Genomic DNA, 15,076 nt, shown 5'->3' on the forward strand with positions numbered 1-15,076 from the left:
GCCGGGAGCCGCTCCCGCCGCCTCTGCCAGGATGCGCTCTGTCATGGTGCAGATACCGAACACGCCCACGAGCGCCGACGTGGCCCGCCTGGCGGGCGTCTCGCGCGCGACCGTGTCCTACGTCCTCAACGACACCGACGCCGTACGGATCAGCGAGCCCACCCGACGCCGCGTCCACGCCGCCGCCCGGGAACTCGGGTACGTGCCCCACGCCGCCGCCCGCACCCTGCGCGCCGGACACAGCCGGATGGTCCTGATGCCGGCCCCGGCCGTCCCGGCGGGCCCCCTCTACCACCGCTTCCTCGGCGAACTCCAGGCCGCCCTCGGCCGGCTCGACTACACCGTCGTCCAGCACGGCGCCGTCGGCCAGGGCGACGAAGCCGCCCGCGCCTGGGCCGAGTTACGTCCCGTCGCCGTCCTCGTCCCGGGCTCCGGGCTCGGCCCGCGCGGGGTCGCGGTGCTCAAGCGGGCCGGCGCCCGCGCCGTGGTGACCCTCGGCCCCGCGCGCGTCGAGGGCGCGCACGCCCTGCTGATGGACCACACCGTCGTCGGTCACCGCGCCGGCGCCCACCTCCACGACCGGGGCCGCCGCCGCGTCGGGGTGGTCCTCCCCGAGGAACCCGGCCTCGCGTTCTTCTCCCGCCCCCGCCTCACCGGGGTCCGCCGCGCCCTCCAGGGCACCGACGCGACCGTGACCGGTCTGCCCCTCGCGTACACGGAACGGGCGGCCGCTGAACTGGCCGCCCGTCTGCCCGAGTCGGGCCTCGACGCCGTATTCGCCTACAACGACGAGTACGCGATGCTCCTGATGCGCGCCCTGCAGGACGCGGGGCTGCGCGTCCCGGAGGACATCGCCGTGGTCGGCGCCGACGACCTGATGCTCGGCCGCCTGCTACGTCCCCGGCTCACCACCGTCCGCCTCGAACTGCCCTCCGGCCGTGAACTCGCCGAACTCGTCGACCACGCCGTGCGCCGGCCCGGCACGGAACCCGAGGTCCGCACCGTGCTGGACGCCACGCTGATCCACCGGGGGTCGAGCTAGGAGGAGACGCGCCCTGTGAGGCGACGTCCCTCGGATCACTCGCCGCCCGGCTGCTGGTCCTGGCCCTGGCCCTGACCCTGCTGGGCCGCGATGTCCTTGCGGACCTCGTCCATGTCCAGCTTGCGGGCCTGGTCGATGACGTCCGTCAGCGCGGGCTCGGGCAGCGCGCCCGGCTGCGCGAAGATCGCCACCTGGTCGCGCACGATCATCAGGGTGGGGATCGACTGGATGCCGAACGCCTGCGCCAGCTCGGGCTGGGCCTCGGTGTCGACCTTGGCGAACACCAGGTCGGGGTTCTCCTCGGCCGCCTTCTCGTACACCGGCGCGAACTGCTTGCACGGTCCGCACCAGTCGGCCCAGAAGTCGATGAGGACGAACTCGTTGTCCGCCACCGTCTGGTCGAAGTTCTCCTTGGTCAGCTCCACGGTGCCGCTCATGGTGTGATCCCTCTTCCTGGTGTGGAGGTAGTGCCACCGGCGGAAACATGCCCGCCGGGGTGCCTATTCCGGGTCGTAGCGCCCCGTCTTCCCTGCATCCGTCCCCTACAGCTTCCCCTCAGGGAAACCTTTCGGCATTCCCGAGCCCCGGGATCATGTGGCCCTCGGGACGCCCACCCACCACACTGGCCGCATGACGGAAACGGAAACCATCGCGTACGACGTCGTGGTGCTCGGGGCCGGGCCCGTGGGGGAGAACGCCGCCGACCGCGCCCAGGCGGCCGGGCTCAGTACCGCGATCGTGGAGAACGAGCTGGTCGGCGGCGAGTGCTCGTACTGGGCCTGCATGCCCAGCAAGGCGCTGCTCAGGCCGGTCATCGCCCAGGCCGACGCCCGCCGCCTCCCCGGCCTCGCCCCCGCGAACCAGGGCCCGCTGGACGCCGGGGCGGTGCTCGCCCGCCGCGACTACTTCGCCTCCCACTGGAAGGACGACGGCCAGGTCCACTGGCTGGAGGGCGCCGGGATCGCGCTCCACCGGGGCCACGGGCGCCTCGCCGGCCCCCGCACGGTCACGGTCACCGCCGAGGACGGCACGGTCACCACGCTCACCGCCCGGCAGGCGGTGGTCGTCGCCACCGGCACCCGGGCCCAGCTACCCGGCCTGCCCGGACTCGACGGAGTACGGCCCTGGACCAGCCGGGAGGCGACCAGCGCGCAGACCGTGCCGGGCCGCCTGATCGTGGTCGGCGGCGGGGTCGTCGCCGCGGAGATGGCCACCGCCTGGCAGGCGCTCGGCTCGCGGGTCACGCTGCTGGTCCGGGGCAAGGGCCTGCTCAGCCGCATGGAGCCGTTCGCCGGGGAACTGGTCGCGCAGGCGCTCACCGAGGCGGGCGTGGACGTGCGCACCGGCACCTCCGTCGAGTCCGTGAGCCGCGAGAACGGCACCGTCGTGGCCGTCACCGGCGACGGCGCGCGCGTCGAGGCCGACGAGATCCTGTTCGCCACCGGCCGCGCCCCGCAGACCGACGACATCGGCCTGGACACCGTCGGTCTCGAACCCGGCTCCTGGCTGGACGTGGACGACACCCTCCTGGTCCCCGGCACCGACTGGCTCTACGCGGTCGGTGACGTCAACCACCGGGCGCTCCTCACCCACCAGGGCAAGTACCAGGCCCGCATCGTGGGTGCCGTCATCGCCGCCCGCGCCGCGGGCACCCCGCTGGACGAGGCGCCGTGGGGAGCCCACGTGGCCACCGCCGACCACCACGCCGTACCCCAGGTCGTCTTCACCGACCCCGAGGCCGCCGCCGTCGGGCTCTCCCTCGCCGAGGCCGAGCAGGCGGGGCACCGGGTCCGCGCGGTCGACGTCGACTTCGGCTCGGTCGCGGGGGCGAGTCTGTACGGCGACGGCTACAAGGGGCGCGCCCGCATGGTGGTCGACCTGGACGAGGAGGTCCTGCGCGGGGTCACCTTCGTCGGGCCGGGCGTGGGGGAACTGGTCCACTCGGCGACCGTCGCCGTCGCCGGCCAGGTGCCGCTGGACCGGCTGTGGCACGTGGTCCCGCCGTTCCCGACGCTCAGCGAGGTGTGGCTGCGGCTGCTGGAGGCTTACCGGGACAACTGAGTCTTCACTGAGGGGAGTTCGAAGCCCAGTGCCTCGGCCGCGGCCTCCGGTGAGGGCTGCGCCCAGCGGGCTGCCACCGCCTCGTTGGTCGACAGCGAGCGGAGTTCGGCGCGGTCGAGGTAGAGGGTGCCGTTCAGGTGGTCCGTCTCGTGCTGCACGATCCGGGCGGGCCAGCCGGCGACCACCTCGTCCAGTTCCCGCCCGTGCTCGTCCTGCCCACGCAGCCGCACGCGCGCGTGCCGGGTCACCACCGCCTGCCAGCCGGGCACACTCAGGCAGCCCTCGAAGAAGGAGGCGCCGTCGGTGCCCTCCGGCTCGTACGACGGGTTGACCAGCACCCGGAAGGGCTGGGGCACCCGGCCCCGGACCGCCGCGATCTCCTCCGGCACCGGTGCCGGGTCCTCGATCACGGCGATCCGCAGCCCCACCCCGACCTGCGGCGCGGCGAGACCGACGCCGGGAGCGGCGTGCATGGTGTCGCGCAGGGCCGCCACGAAGCGGGCCAGCAGCCCGGGGGCGAGCTGGCCGTCGTACGGCTCGGCCGGGTGGCGCAGTACCGGGTGGCCGGCCGCGACGATGGGCAACGGGCCGCCCGCCGCGAGGAGTTCGGCCACCCGCTCGGCCAGGGGAGCGTGATCACTGACAGGTGTCATCGCGCCAGGATGCCACGCCGGCCTGCGGGAAAGCGGGGCGCGCCGCACCAACGGCCGGTGCGAAACCGGCCGTTCACACGACGCGCCCCAGGGCTCATCCTTGCGGGAAGTCACCCGCGAGGGCGGCGGCGATCCGCAGATGCGGCGCGGCCTCCTCGTGACGGGACTGGCGCTCCAGCGTGCGGCCCAGCATCAGCCGGGCGTAGTGCTCCACCGGGTCCCGCTCCACGATGATCCGCAGTTCCGCCTCGGCGCGGCCGAGCTGGGCGGAGTGGTAGTAGGCGCGGGCCAGCAGCAGCCGGGGCGCGGTCTGCTCCGGGACCTCCTCCACCAGCCCGGTGAGCACACGGGCCGCGTTCGTGTACTCCTTGGCGTCGAAGAACATCCCCGCCCGCTCCCAGCGCTCGGCGGCGGTGCCGTGGTCGTAGTACTCGATGTCCACCTGAGACCTCCTTCGGGGGATACAGCAGCCAGGGTTTGTTGAATATTCCACCAAAGTCGGGGGTGTCGCCGTAGGCTCCCGCGGAGGCAAGATCGTCGGTGTCCCGCTTGTCCACCGGACCCGGAAGGAACGAACGAGATCATGCGCGTCATCGTGGCCCACGGCCCGCTGGAGGCGATCGGATGACCGGCGCCGACGCCCCCGTACTGGTGCACACCCTCGGCCGGGCCGCCCACCTCACCCTGAACCGTCCCCGAGCGCTCAACGCGCTGAACCACACCATGGTCCGGCTCATCGACGAAGCGCTCACCGAGTGGGAGCGGGACCCGACCGTGAGGACGGTGGTCGTCACGGGGGCGGGGGAGCGGGGGCTGTGCGCGGGCGGCGACATCCGCGCCGTCCACGACGACGCCCGCGACGGCGACGGCACCGCCTCGGCGGAGTTCTGGCGGGACGAGTACCGGCTCAACGCGCGGATCGCCCGTTACCCCAAGCCGTATGCCGCCGTCATGGACGGGATCGTGATGGGCGGCGGTGTCGGCATCTCGGCGCACGGCAGCGTCCGGATCGTCACCGAGCGCTCGCGGATCGCCATGCCCGAGACCGGCATCGGGTTCGTCCCGGACGTGGGCGGCACCTACCTGCTGTCACGGGCTCCCGGCGAGCTGGGCACCCACCTCGCGCTCACCGGCGCGCAGATCGGGGCGGGGGACGCGCTGCTGTGCGGGCTGGCCGACCGCTACGTACCGTCCGCCGCGCTTGTCGACCTCGTGGCCGACCTCGACGCGCTCGACGTCGAGGAGGCGCTCGCCCGGCACGCGCGTCCGGCTCCGGAGGGCGAGTTGGCTGCGCAGCGGGAGTGGATCGACGCCTGCTACGCCGCCGACACGGTCGAGGAGATCATCGCCCGGCTGCGGGAGCACGGCTCTCCCGAGGCCAAGTCGGCCGCCGACACCCTGGTGACCAGGTCGCCCACCGCGCTGAAGGTCACCCTGGCCGCCCTCCGCCGCGCCCGCCGGCTCCGGTCCCTGGAGGAGGTCCTCGACCAGGAGTACCGCGTCTCCTGCGCGGCCCTGAGCACGCCCGACCTGGTCGAGGGCGTCCGGGCGCAGATCATCGACAAGGACCGCTCGCCGCGCTGGTCGCCCGCGACCCTGGCGGAGGTCACCGATGTGGAGCGGTTCTTCGCCCCGCTGGGCGAGCGGGAACTCGGGCTGGGGGACGCCCCTCGCTCCGGGTGAGCGACCGCCTCCTTCCGGAGCTCCACCGCCGTCAGCGGGCCGAGGGCCGGCTCGGCGCCGCGCAGGGCTCGCAGGGCGGCCATCGAGACGATGTCACCGGTGCAGCCGTTGCCCGGCCGGCCGGGTACGGACCCGGCGGGCGTACAGCGCGTCCTCGGAGGCGGCGGCGGTGGACTCCACGAGGGCGACGGCCCGCCGGGTCCGTCAGCTCGCGTGGACCGACTCCACGCGGAAGAGGCGGGGCTGGACGTGGGTGGCGATGGTGGCCGCCTTGTCCATGTGCACCCTGGCCTCCGGGTCGGCCAGCATCGCGCGGTAGTGCTCCTCGGTCTCCCACTGGGCGTAGTTGACGACGCTCTCGCCGTCCAGGGAGGCGTGGAAGTTGGCGCAGAGGAAGCCGGGCTGATGCTTCATCGTTTCCTCCGTGGCCCGGGAGAGGAGGTCGATCAGCTCGACCTGGCGGTCCGGGGCGACGGTGAACACGTTGATGAGCGTGGCGACCGGGCGCGTGGTGTCGATGTGTGCGGTGAGGGTCATGCCTGAAGGCTCCCCGGCGCGGCACGTCCGGCTTCCTTCCGGCCCTCCGGATTCGCCCGTTCTCCGTACACTGGCGCGCATGGCATGCCGTATCAGTGAGCTGGTCCTCGACGCGGCCGAGCCGGAGCGGCTCGCCGCGTTCTGGAGCGAGGTACTCGGTTACGTGGAACTCGGCCGGGAGGACGACGGCAGCATCGAGATCGGCCCGCCCGGCGCCGGGTTCGGCGGCCCGCAGCCCACGCTCGTCCTCAGCCCCACCGCCGATCCCCGTCCCGCCAAGCTCCGCCTCCACATCGACGTCAGCCCCACCGACCGGGACCAGTCCGCCGAACTCGACCGCCTCCTCGCCCTCGGCGCCCGGCCGGCCGACATCGGCCAGACCGGCGACGAGAACTGGCACGTCCTGCTCGACCCCGAGGGCAACGAGTTCTGCCTCCTGCGCCGGCGGCTGAATCCGGCGTAGCCCCGGCCGGCGAGGGCTACTGCGTCTGCTCCACGCGGTCCTCCGTCGCCTCCCGTTCCTGTGGGGCCCGTTGCTCACGGGACAGCTTGCTCGGCCACCACACCGCCGGCCCGATGTCCCGGACCAGGGCCGGGACCAGGAGGGAGCGGACCACAAGGGTGTCGAGCAGCACGCCGAAGGCGACGATGAAGGCGATCTGCACGAGGAACGCCAGCGGGATGACGATCAGTGCGGCGAAGGTGGCCGCGAGGACGACGCCGGCCGAGGTGATGACTCCGCCCGTGGCGATCAGACCGCGCAGGATGCCCTCACGCGTGCCGTGGCGGACGGTCTCCTCGCGGACGCGGGACATCAGGAAGATGTTGTAGTCCACGCCGAGCGCGACCAGGAACACGAACCCGTACAGCGGTACCGACGCGTCCGTACCGGAGAAACCGAAGCCGTGGCGGAAGACCAGGCCCGCGATGCCCAGTGTGGCCAGGTAGTTGAGCGCGACCGTCGCCACCAGCAGCACCGGTAGCAGCAGGCAGCGCAGCAGTGCGATCAGGATCACCAGGATGATCAGCAGGACGACGGGGACGATCAGGTTCCGGTCGTGCGCGGCGGTGCGCTCGGTGTCGTACTGCTGGGCGCTGTAACCGCCCACCAGCGAGCCGGGGTCCAGCGCGTGCAGCCTGTCGCGCAGCCGCTCGACGGTCGCCTTGGCCGCGTCGCCGTCCGGCGCGTCGGTCAGGGTCGCGTCGACGCGTACGCGTCCGTCCACCACCCGAGGGGTGCCGCCCGGCTTGCCGGTCGCGCTGAGCGGGGCGGCCGAGGCGACGCCGGGCGTCTTCGCCGCGGCCGCGGCCACCTCCGCGCCCTTGGCCGCGTCCGCGATGACGACCACGGGCTGGCCGGAGCCGCCCGGGAAGTGCCGGCCGAGCGTCTGCTGGGCGGAGACGGACGGGGCGTCGTTGACGAAGAGTTCGTCCAGCGGAACCCCCTTCGACTTGAGCGCCGGGAAGAACGCCGCGCCCAGGACCAGCACCACACAGGTCGCCAGCCACACCTTCCGGGGGCTGCTGTCGACCCGGTGCGCCACCCGGCGCCACAGGCCGTGGCCGCCCGTCGCCGCGTCCGCCGGGCGGGGCTTGGCCGGCCAGAACGCGGCGTGGCCCAGCAGGGCGAGCACCGCGGGCAGGAAGGTGAGCGTGGACAGCACCGCGCACCCGATGCCGATCGCGCCCACCGGGCCCAGCGCCCGATTGTTCGTCAGGTCGCTGAGCAGCAGCGCCAGCAGCCCGAGCGCGACGGTGGCCGCGCTGGCGGTGATCGCGCCGAACGAATTGCGCAGCGCGCCCCACGCCGCCTCCGCCCGCTGGGCGCCCCGCGCCAGTTCCTCGCGGAAGCGGGCGGTGAGCAGCAGGGCGTAGTCGGTGGCCGCGCCGATCACCAGGATCGACAGGATGCCCTGCACCTGCCCGTCCACCCGTACGACACCGTGGTCGGCGAGGACGTAGACGATCGCGCACGCGATGCCGAGGGCGAACACCGCGCTGAGGATGACGACGAAGGGCAGCAGCACGCTGCGGTACACCAGCAGCAGGATCACCAGTACGGCCGCCAGCGCGACACCCAGAAGGATGCCGTCGATACCGCCGAACGCGTGAGTGAGGTCGGCCTGGGTGGCGGCCGGACCGGCGACCTCGGCACGCGTGCCGGCGACGCCCGCAGCCGTCCGCTCGACCCGGTCCACCACATCCGTGACCTTCTTGCCCAGCTCCGGGCTGAGCGGGACCACACCCTCCAGCGCGGCCCCGTCCTCGGAGGGGAGCGCGGGCGACGGGCGGCCCACCACACCGTCGGTGCCGGCGAGCGACGCCAGCGCCCGCGTGGCGGCCTCCCGCTGGGCCGGGCTGATCTTCCCGCCGTCCTTGCCGGTCCAGACCACCACGGCCGGGAGCGTCTCCTGCCGGTCGAAGGTCTTCTGGAGGGCGACGGCCTTGGTCGACTCGGCGCTGCGCGGCAGGAACGCGGTCTGGTCGTTGGTCGACACCTCGCCCAGCTTGCCCGCGTAGGAGCCGAAGGCTCCGCCGAGGCCGAGCCATACGAGGACGAGGACGAGGGGGACCAGCCAACGGACCGGTCGGCGTACGGGGTTCATGCGCTCCCCAGGGAGGAGTGGGCGGATGCCGGGCAAGGTACCTCAACCATAAAGTATCTCAACGGTCGAGGGATTCGGAGATCATATCCTTGGAGGTATGCAGCCCGAACGCCCGGAGGAGCGTCCTCCCAGCGACCTCCAGGGGTACGCCGTCCTCCTGCGCACCCTGAACAGCGAGATAAACCGCATCGCCCACGCGTTCGCCCAGGCGCACGGCCTCCATGCCACCGACGTCCACGCGCTCGCCGCGATCATGGACGCCTCGGCCCTGGACGGTGCGCCCATGACCCCTTCCCGGCTGCGCGAGCGCCTGAACCTCACCTCGGGTGCCGTGTCGGCGTGTCTGGACCGCCTCGAACGCGCCGGCCACATCACCCGCGCCCGCGACAGCGCCGACCGCCGCGTGGTCCACCTCCACTACAACCCCGCCGCCCGTACGCTCGCGCGCCAGTACTTCACCCCCCTCGCCCGCGGCACCGAGGCGGCCCGCAGCCGCTTCACCCCGGAGCAGCTGGAAACGGTCGCCGAGTTCCTCGGCGCCCTGAACCACGAACTGGCCGCGGAGCGCTGAGACCGGGCGCGCACCGGGGTGACCGAGGGGAAGGGGCACGGGAACGGGCCACCCCGGCGGATGCCGCCCGTGCGCTGCCGGGTACGCACCTGGCCAAGTACCGCCTGCCGAGAGGCGTGTTGCTGGCCGCGCGGCTTTCGGCACGGTTCTGTCTCACCTGCCGGGCGGCGACCCGACCGGCCGGCCGGCGACTGTGCGAGCGTGCCGGTGCGCCCGCCCAGGCGGCGTGACCGGGTCAGCGGGCGGGGGGCGGTCCCATCGGGCCGGGCGTGTGCGACCCGTAGCCGGGCAGACCGGTGCCGGGGGGCATCACCCGCGCCAGGTCGCGGTGTATGCGGTCGGCTTCGCCCCGCACCTCGGCGGGGACGTCACCGCGTTCGGCGACGAGACGGCTGAAGATCGGGGTGTCGGTGAACATGGCGGAGGCTGCTCTTTCCAGTGGGTCGCCGGGGTGGGGGGAGCGACGGGACGGGTGACGGTCACCTGCCGTGGCCGGACCGTCGGCGGGCCGGAAGACGTCGGTCCCGAGGAACGCCCGGCCAGGAACGGGCACACGACACCTTAAGGGGCGGTACCGGCAACGCGTGTCCGGGGACCCGGTCCAACTGGTCAGCTTAGATGATCATGTCTTACGTATTCGAGGGTAGGCGCGGCCGACAAGTCCGAAAGTCGTCGAATACGGAGTAGTCGTGCCGACACCGCACCTTTCCCCACAGCCCAGCGCGTCCGGAGCCGTGGATCTCGCCGCGTCCTGGCCGAACTGGCTGGAGGCGCACACCACGGCACTGGTCGAGGTCCCCCTGCGCATCGCCCTGATCGTCGTCGTCCTGGCGGTGATCCGCTGGGTGGCCAAGCGCGCCATCACCCGCGTCGTCCAGCACATCCTGCAGCCCTCCGGCGACGACCACGAGTCCCGCCCGCCGCGCCGCGCCGGACGCGGGGCCGCCGTCCTTCTGCGCGACCGCACCCGCTCCTCGCAGCGCCGCGAACAGCGCGCCCGGACCATCGGCTCGGTGCTCAGCAGCGGCGTCACCATCGTGCTGGCCCTGCTCGGCACGGCCATGATCCTGGACCAGGTCGGCATCGCCCTCGGGCCGCTGCTGGCCAGTGCCGGAGTGGTCGGCCTCGCCATCGGTTTCGGCGCGCAGAGCCTGGTCGCCGACTACCTCTCCGGCCTGCTCATCATGGTCGAGGACCAGTACGGCGTCGGAGACACCGTCGACCTCGGCGAAGCCGTCGGCGAGGTCGAGCACATCGGCCTGCGCCTCACCCACGTCCGTGACCTCAACGGCGGCCTGTGGCACATCCGCAACGGCGAGGTCCTCCGCGTCCGCAACGACAGCCAGGACTGGGCCCGTGCCGTCCTGGACGTCGCCGTCGCCTACGACGCCAACCTCGACACCGTCTACCAGGTGCTGGAGGACGCCGGCCGCGGTCTGCGCCAGGACCCGGCCTTCTCCGCCGTACTGCTGGAGGACCCCAGCGTGTGGGGTGTGCAGTCGCTGGACGCGGACGGTGTGGTCGTCCGCCTCGCCGTGAAGACGATCCCGCTCCAGCAGTGGGGCGTCACCCGCGAGCTGCGCCGCCGTGTGAAGGAAGCGCTGGACGAGGCCGGCATCGACATCCCCTTCCCGCAGCGCACCATCTGGCTGCGCAACGAGGAGCCGGAGCCCCGGCTCACCCCCCGCTGACCCTGCCCGCGCATGACGAAGGGCCCGGCCTTGGGAAGGCCGGGCCCTTCGTCATGTCCCGCGGTGTGCGGGTGCTGTCCTACCAGCGGTACCAGCGGCCACGACGGCCACCGCTGCCCGCGGGGCGCACGAAGAAGCCGACCAGCCACACGACCAGGACGATCACCGCTATCCACCACAGCGCCTTCAGGGCGAAGCCCGCGCCGAAGAGGATGAGAGCCAGCAGAAGAACCAGAAGCAAGGGAACCATTGTCATAACCTCCTGACCGCCGATTGCCCCTGACCGGCGAATACACGCACACAACTGCCATGTTATCCACGCGACTTGAAGGGTATGTGGACGTGTTGCCGTGCAGGCTGCCCGGGTGGCGATGCTCCGTTCGGTGCAGCGCGGACGCGCAAGGAGGCTGACCGGGCCGGTGAAGAGGGATTCTCCGCGTGCGCGGGGGTAACCGCCCTGCATGAACATCGCTGCTGAATTCCTCGCCGCGTCCAGCAAGGGCGCGCTCTGGCTCCTGGTCGTGGGCGTGATCGTCGCCGTGATCCTGCTGGGCGGATTCCTGCTCGGCAGCCGACGGGCGCGCTCGCGCCGTATGTCCACGCCGCCGCCCGGCGCCGACACCCGCCGGGGTCCGCAGGACCAGTCGGGTGTCGGCTGGCAGACTCCGGAGGACAACCCGGAGAACCACACCCACCACCGTCACTGACGGCTCATCCCGCGGGCTGCCGCTCCAGCTCCCGCTTGAGGTTGGCCAGGGTCCTGCGGATGTTGCGGATCTGGAAGTCGGGGAAGGTGCTGCCCGAGGTGACGATCCGGTCGAAGACGCCGGCCACGAAGTCGGGCCACGTACGGCGGTCGTCGGTCCAGGTCTCGGTGACGCGAGTGCCCTCACCCGCCGGCTCGAAGCGGTACTCCCAGGTGGCGATCGGGCCGCGCAGACGCGGGCGGCCGACGCCGATGGCGTGGACCCGGAAGGCGAAGCGGCGGCCGGGCTCGGCCGCCGTGACCGTGCACCGGGTCACCCAGCGGAAGCGTCCGCGCTTGTTCCGTCCGACGAAGCTGGTGCCCACCTCGGCCGGCCCCGCCGCCGAGCCGGGGGTGGTGCCCAGGTTCTCCGGGCTCCAGCGGCCCATGTCACCGGGGTCGCTCACCGCCCGGTAGGCGGCGTCCGGCGAGACGTCTATGACGATGCTGTCGCTGACACTCAACACACGGGCCACCGCGCTGCCTCCTACCGCGAACCTGTAGCTACTGCCGAGTAGGAATCATGGCACGGCTCCCCGGCCGGGTCAGTACCCGAGGGCCGACAGGGCGGCGGTGACCCGGTCGCACACCTCGGGCGGGGTGGAGGCGTGCGGGGAGAACCGCAGCGAGTCGGTGCGCACCGTCGGCGTGACACCCTCGGCGTGCAGCGCCTTCGCCACGAGCGCCGGGTCGCGGCCCGGCACGGTGAAGGAGAGGATGCCCGCCCGCCGGGCCGGGTCGGTGGGGGAGAGGACTCGGCCGCCGTACGCCCGGACGGCCTCGGTGAGTTCACCGACCCGCTCTGCGATCGCGGCCTCGATCGCACCCACGGTGTGCCGCTCCACGAGGTCCAGCGCGGCCGCGAACCCGGCTGCCGCCACCGGGCTCAGATTGGTGACGGACCAGCGGCCCGCGTCCGGGGCGGGCGGATGCTCCGCCCCGTCGAAGAGGCCGACCTCCGCCACGCCCGTCCAGCCGGTGAGCACTGGTTCCAGTGTTTCCAGCGCGCGGTCGGAAAGGGTGGCGAAGCCCGTCGCCCACCCCGCCCGCAGCCACTTCTGGCCGCCGGTCACCACCACGTCCGCCGCGTCCCACGGCAGCTCGGCCACGCCGAACGCCTGGATGGCGTCCACCACCAGCAGCCGGTCCGGCCCGATCGCCTCGCGCAGCCCGGCCAGATCCGCCCGGAAGCCGGTGCGGAAGTCCACCGCGCTCACCGACAGCGCCACGACGTCCCCGGTCAGCGCGGCTCGCACCAGCTCCGGAGTGACCCCGCCGCCCGGCTCGGGGTCCAGCCAGCGGGGCGCCACCCGGCCGAGGCCGGCGGAACGGCGCCACGGGTACTGGTTGGCGGGGAAGTCGGTACGCGGGACGAGGACCGTGCCCTCCCGGATGCCGAGCGCGGCGTGGAAGAGGCCGGTGGACGCGTTCGGCAGCAGCACGGTGTGCCGGGGGTCGGTGCCCGCGAGGCGGGCGGCGGTGTCCCGGGCGGTCACCTCGGCGCGCATCAGACCGTCCACCGTGGTGTGGTCGGCGCGGGCGGACTCCGCCAGGGCCAGCGCCGTGGCGTCCACGGCATCCCGCGACGGCGGTCCGAACCGGGCGAAGTCGAGATACCCGGGCGGTGTGTCGAAGTGAGCTGCGTACGAAGTGAGCACGGGTCCATCCTCCCCGGTACGGACATGGGCCGGGCGCCCCCGCGCTGGGACGCCCGGCCCGTGCCGTCCGCTCAGTGCCCGGCGGATTCCTCGGGACGCGCCTGGCGCGGCAGGAGGAAGGCGAGCAGGAACGTCAGGACGAGCATCCCGTCCACGATCCACAGCACGGTCTTCATGACGGAGCCGAAGCCGCCCTGGAAGGCCGACGTGGCGGTGGACCGGAGCGCGGCCGGTATCCGCGCACCGTCCTGCGGCGAGGTGACGACCGACCGGGTGTCCCTCTCCAGCGTGACGCAGGAGGCCGGGGTCGCGGCCGGGTCCTTGGCGACCGCGCGGTCCGAGGCGCAGGTCCGCAGATCCGCCACGACCCGGTCCTGGGCGGCCGGTGCGACATGGGCGGCGGTCAGCTGCTCGCGCAGACCGTCGGAGTGGTGGTCGACGGCGGTGGCGATGCCGCCGCCCAGCAGGCCGAAGAAGACGGTGCCGAGGATGGCCACGCCGAAGGCGCCGCCGAGCTGTTGGACCGCCGTCATCGTGCCGGACGCCGAACCGGTCTCGTGCTGCTCGACGCTGGCCAGCACGATGTCGAAGAAGGGGGCCATCAGCAGGCCCATCCCGATACCCGTCACCAGCAGCGAGGGCAGGAGCTGCCAGGGGCCGACGCCGCTGCCCGCGAGGTCCAGGGTGAGCCACACCGCGAACACGCCGAGCGCCATGACCAGCGCGCCTCCCTGGAGCACGGCACGGCCGAACCGGGTGACCGCCTGGGCGAGCCCGAAGCCGACGATCATGCCGCCCGACCAGGGCACCATCACCAGTCCCGCCTTCAGCGGCGAGTAACCGAGACCGATCTGGGTGTACAGGTTGAAGACCAGCATGAAGCCCTGCATGGCCGAGAAGAAGACCAAGCCGAGGATCATGCCGCCGCTGAAGCCGCGCTTGCGGAACAGGCTGATGACCACCAGCGGGTCCAGGCCCGCCCGGCTGCGCCGCGCCTCGTACACCGCGAAGGCGGCGAAGACGACGACCGAGGCCGCCATCATCACGAAGGCCCACACCGGCCAGTCGTACTCACGGCCCTGGACCAGCGGGAAGATGAGGAGCAGCGCGGCCAGGGAGACCAGCAGCATGCCGGGGATGTCGAGACGGGGCCTGCTCTCGGAACGGGTCCTCGGCAGATAGCGCACGGCACCCAGCAGGGCGGCGGCGCCCAGCGGCAGGTTGATCAGGAAGATCATGCGCCAGCCGGTGCCGAAGTAGTCGGCGTCCACGAGCCAGCCCGCCAGGATCGGCCCGGAGACCGCGGAGAGGCCCATGACCGGGCCGAACATGCCGAACGCCTTCTGCGACTCCTTCGGCGGGAACATCTCCTTGATCATGCCGAGGCCCTGCGGCAGCATCACCGCGCCGAAGAGCCCCTGTACGACACGGGCGCCGATCAGCATCGCGGGCGACACCGAGACCGCGCAGAGCAGCGAGCCCGCGGTGAAGCCGGCGGCGCCGACCAGGAACATGGTGCGCCGGCCGTGGATGTCGCCGAGACGGCCGCCGGTGACCAGGCCGACGGCCATCGAGAGCGTGTACGCGGCGGCGAGCCACTGGAGGGTGGACGCACCGCCGCCGAGGTCGGCACGCATGGACGGACCCGCGATGTTCGTGACCACGGCGTCCAGGAGGTCCATCACCTCGGCCGCGAGGATCACGAAGAGCGCAGCCCAGCGCCACCGGTAGGGCGCTGGTGAGTCAGTGGGCGCCTCGGCGGACGCGACACCGGTGGTGGACATCGAAAACTCCTCGCGGAAGGGGCCGAAGCCGGAGAACACTGTTCA

The 15,076-nt window shown here is 72.7% G+C and carries 17 protein-coding genes; 7 read left to right on the forward strand and 10 right to left on the reverse strand.

Annotated elements, in window-relative coordinates; genetic code table 11:
- Window positions 1–43: 43 nt before the first annotated feature.
- On the forward strand, window positions 44–1,042 hold the full coding sequence (locus tag EV284_RS02585; RefSeq protein ID WP_130329806.1) for a LacI family DNA-binding transcriptional regulator: 999 nt from the start codon (window positions 44–46) through the stop codon (window positions 1,040–1,042).
- Window positions 1,043–1,077: 35 nt separating this feature from the next.
- Here the strand turns inward: EV284_RS02585 and trxA are convergent, their stop codons facing one another.
- The gene (gene trxA / locus EV284_RS02590; RefSeq protein ID WP_130329808.1) at window positions 1,078–1,479 is read right to left on the reverse strand and encodes a thioredoxin; all 402 of its coding nucleotides are present in this window, start codon (window positions 1,477–1,479) and stop codon (window positions 1,078–1,080) included.
- 193 nt (window positions 1,480–1,672) lie between these two features.
- Here trxA and EV284_RS02595 point away from each other — a divergent pair, with 193 nt between their 5' ends.
- The gene (locus tag EV284_RS02595) at window positions 1,673–3,103 is read left to right on the forward strand and encodes an NAD(P)/FAD-dependent oxidoreductase (RefSeq protein WP_130329810.1); all 1,431 of its coding nucleotides are present in this window, start codon (window positions 1,673–1,675) and stop codon (window positions 3,101–3,103) included.
- Here the strand turns inward: EV284_RS02595 and EV284_RS02600 are convergent.
- Together EV284_RS02600 and EV284_RS02605 are read right to left on the reverse strand one after the other, a co-directional pair.
- Window positions 3,088–3,756 (reverse strand): peptide deformylase, encoded by a 669-nt coding sequence (locus tag EV284_RS02600; protein WP_130329812.1) that lies wholly within the window; start codon window positions 3,754–3,756, stop codon window positions 3,088–3,090. The genes EV284_RS02595 and EV284_RS02600 overlap by 16 nt on opposite strands.
- A gap of 94 nt (window positions 3,757–3,850) precedes the next feature.
- Window positions 3,851–4,198 carry a tetratricopeptide repeat protein gene (locus tag EV284_RS02605; RefSeq protein ID WP_207228891.1) on the reverse strand — a complete coding sequence of 116 codons (348 nt, stop codon included), beginning with the start codon at window positions 4,196–4,198 and terminating at the stop codon, window positions 3,851–3,853.
- A gap of 182 nt (window positions 4,199–4,380) precedes the next feature.
- Here EV284_RS02605 and EV284_RS02610 point away from each other — a divergent pair, with 182 nt between their 5' ends.
- On the forward strand, window positions 4,381–5,439 hold the full coding sequence (locus EV284_RS02610) for an enoyl-CoA hydratase/isomerase family protein (RefSeq protein ID WP_130329814.1): 1,059 nt from the start codon (window positions 4,381–4,383) through the stop codon (window positions 5,437–5,439).
- Window positions 5,440–5,643: 204 nt separating this feature from the next.
- Here the strand turns inward: EV284_RS02610 and EV284_RS02620 are convergent, their stop codons facing one another.
- On the reverse strand, window positions 5,644–5,976 hold the full coding sequence (locus tag EV284_RS02620; protein WP_130329816.1) for an antibiotic biosynthesis monooxygenase family protein: 333 nt from the start codon (window positions 5,974–5,976) through the stop codon (window positions 5,644–5,646).
- A gap of 79 nt (window positions 5,977–6,055) precedes the next feature.
- Between EV284_RS02620 and EV284_RS02625 the strand changes: the two genes are divergently transcribed.
- Window positions 6,056–6,439, forward strand: coding sequence for a VOC family protein (locus EV284_RS02625; RefSeq protein WP_130329818.1), 384 nt, complete (start codon window positions 6,056–6,058; stop codon window positions 6,437–6,439).
- Window positions 6,440–6,455: 16 nt separating this feature from the next.
- Here EV284_RS02625 and EV284_RS02630 read toward each other — a convergent pair whose 3' ends face one another.
- Window positions 6,456–8,582, reverse strand: a complete 2,127-nt coding sequence (locus EV284_RS02630) for an MMPL family transporter (RefSeq protein WP_130329820.1) — start codon at window positions 8,580–8,582, stop codon at window positions 6,456–6,458.
- 97 nt (window positions 8,583–8,679) lie between these two features.
- On the opposite strand from EV284_RS02630, the gene EV284_RS02635 reads away from it, so the two are divergent.
- Window positions 8,680–9,153, forward strand: coding sequence for a MarR family transcriptional regulator (locus EV284_RS02635; RefSeq protein ID WP_130329822.1), 474 nt, complete (start codon window positions 8,680–8,682; stop codon window positions 9,151–9,153).
- A 235-nt stretch (window positions 9,154–9,388) separates the two neighbouring features.
- Here the strand turns inward: EV284_RS02635 and EV284_RS02640 are convergent, their stop codons facing one another.
- On the reverse strand, window positions 9,389–9,571 hold the full coding sequence (locus EV284_RS02640) for a hypothetical protein (RefSeq protein ID WP_130329824.1): 183 nt from the start codon (window positions 9,569–9,571) through the stop codon (window positions 9,389–9,391).
- A gap of 271 nt (window positions 9,572–9,842) precedes the next feature.
- On the opposite strand from EV284_RS02640, the gene EV284_RS02645 reads away from it, so the two are divergent.
- Window positions 9,843–10,844 carry a mechanosensitive ion channel family protein gene (locus EV284_RS02645; RefSeq protein ID WP_242625530.1) on the forward strand — a complete coding sequence of 334 codons (1,002 nt, stop codon included), beginning with the start codon at window positions 9,843–9,845 and terminating at the stop codon, window positions 10,842–10,844.
- Window positions 10,845–10,923: 79 nt separating this feature from the next.
- On the opposite strand, the gene EV284_RS02650 is transcribed toward EV284_RS02645, so the two are convergent.
- Window positions 10,924–11,094, reverse strand: a complete 171-nt coding sequence (locus EV284_RS02650) for a hypothetical protein (protein ID WP_030805655.1) — start codon at window positions 11,092–11,094, stop codon at window positions 10,924–10,926.
- 211 nt (window positions 11,095–11,305) lie between these two features.
- On the opposite strand from EV284_RS02650, the gene EV284_RS02655 reads away from it, so the two are divergent.
- Window positions 11,306–11,551: a DUF6479 family protein gene (locus EV284_RS02655; protein ID WP_130329826.1), complete on the forward strand. Its 246-nt coding sequence runs from the start codon at window positions 11,306–11,308 to the stop codon at window positions 11,549–11,551.
- A gap of 4 nt (window positions 11,552–11,555) precedes the next feature.
- On the opposite strand, the gene EV284_RS02660 is transcribed toward EV284_RS02655, so the two are convergent.
- The 3 genes from EV284_RS02660 to EV284_RS02670 form a co-directional block, all read right to left on the reverse strand.
- Window positions 11,556–12,065 carry an SRPBCC family protein gene (locus tag EV284_RS02660; protein WP_130329828.1) on the reverse strand — a complete coding sequence of 170 codons (510 nt, stop codon included), beginning with the start codon at window positions 12,063–12,065 and terminating at the stop codon, window positions 11,556–11,558.
- A gap of 69 nt (window positions 12,066–12,134) precedes the next feature.
- The gene (locus tag EV284_RS02665; RefSeq protein ID WP_130329830.1) at window positions 12,135–13,247 is read right to left on the reverse strand and encodes an aminotransferase class V-fold PLP-dependent enzyme; all 1,113 of its coding nucleotides are present in this window, start codon (window positions 13,245–13,247) and stop codon (window positions 12,135–12,137) included.
- Between the two features lie 71 nt (window positions 13,248–13,318).
- On the reverse strand, window positions 13,319–15,031 hold the full coding sequence (locus EV284_RS02670) for an MFS transporter (RefSeq protein WP_130329832.1): 1,713 nt from the start codon (window positions 15,029–15,031) through the stop codon (window positions 13,319–13,321).
- Between the last annotated feature and the right edge of the window lie 45 nt (window positions 15,032–15,076).

Source organism: Streptomyces sp. BK022, assembly GCF_004217355.1.
GTDB classification, from domain to species: domain Bacteria; phylum Actinomycetota; class Actinomycetes; order Streptomycetales; family Streptomycetaceae; genus Streptomyces; species Streptomyces griseoluteus.

Excerpts from the sequence above, each read along its gene's own strand:
- EV284_RS02630 (WP_130329820.1), bottom strand. The coding sequence starts at position 8,582 with ATGAACCCCGTACGCCGACCGGTCCGTTGGCTGGTCCCCCTCGTCCTC.
- EV284_RS02625 (WP_130329818.1), top strand. The coding sequence starts at position 6,056 with ATGGCATGCCGTATCAGTGAGCTGGTCCTCGACGCGGCCGAGCCGGAG.
- EV284_RS02600 (WP_130329812.1), bottom strand. The coding sequence starts at position 3,756 with ATGACACCTGTCAGTGATCACGCTCCCCTGGCCGAGCGGGTGGCCGAA.
- EV284_RS02585 (WP_130329806.1), top strand. The coding sequence starts at position 44 with ATGGTGCAGATACCGAACACGCCCACGAGCGCCGACGTGGCCCGCCTG.
- EV284_RS02670 (WP_130329832.1), bottom strand. The coding sequence starts at position 15,031 with ATGTCCACCACCGGTGTCGCGTCCGCCGAGGCGCCCACTGACTCACCA.
- trxA (WP_130329808.1), bottom strand. The coding sequence starts at position 1,479 with ATGAGCGGCACCGTGGAGCTGACCAAGGAGAACTTCGACCAGACGGTG.
- EV284_RS02640 (WP_130329824.1), bottom strand. The coding sequence starts at position 9,571 with ATGTTCACCGACACCCCGATCTTCAGCCGTCTCGTCGCCGAACGCGGT.
- EV284_RS02655 (WP_130329826.1), top strand. The coding sequence starts at position 11,306 with ATGAACATCGCTGCTGAATTCCTCGCCGCGTCCAGCAAGGGCGCGCTC.
- EV284_RS02620 (WP_130329816.1), bottom strand. The coding sequence starts at position 5,976 with ATGACCCTCACCGCACACATCGACACCACGCGCCCGGTCGCCACGCTC.
- EV284_RS02650 (WP_030805655.1), bottom strand. The coding sequence starts at position 11,094 with ATGGTTCCCTTGCTTCTGGTTCTTCTGCTGGCTCTCATCCTCTTCGGC.
- EV284_RS02635 (WP_130329822.1), top strand. The coding sequence starts at position 8,680 with ATGCAGCCCGAACGCCCGGAGGAGCGTCCTCCCAGCGACCTCCAGGGG.
- EV284_RS02610 (WP_130329814.1), top strand. The coding sequence starts at position 4,381 with ATGACCGGCGCCGACGCCCCCGTACTGGTGCACACCCTCGGCCGGGCC.
- EV284_RS02595 (WP_130329810.1), top strand. The coding sequence starts at position 1,673 with ATGACGGAAACGGAAACCATCGCGTACGACGTCGTGGTGCTCGGGGCC.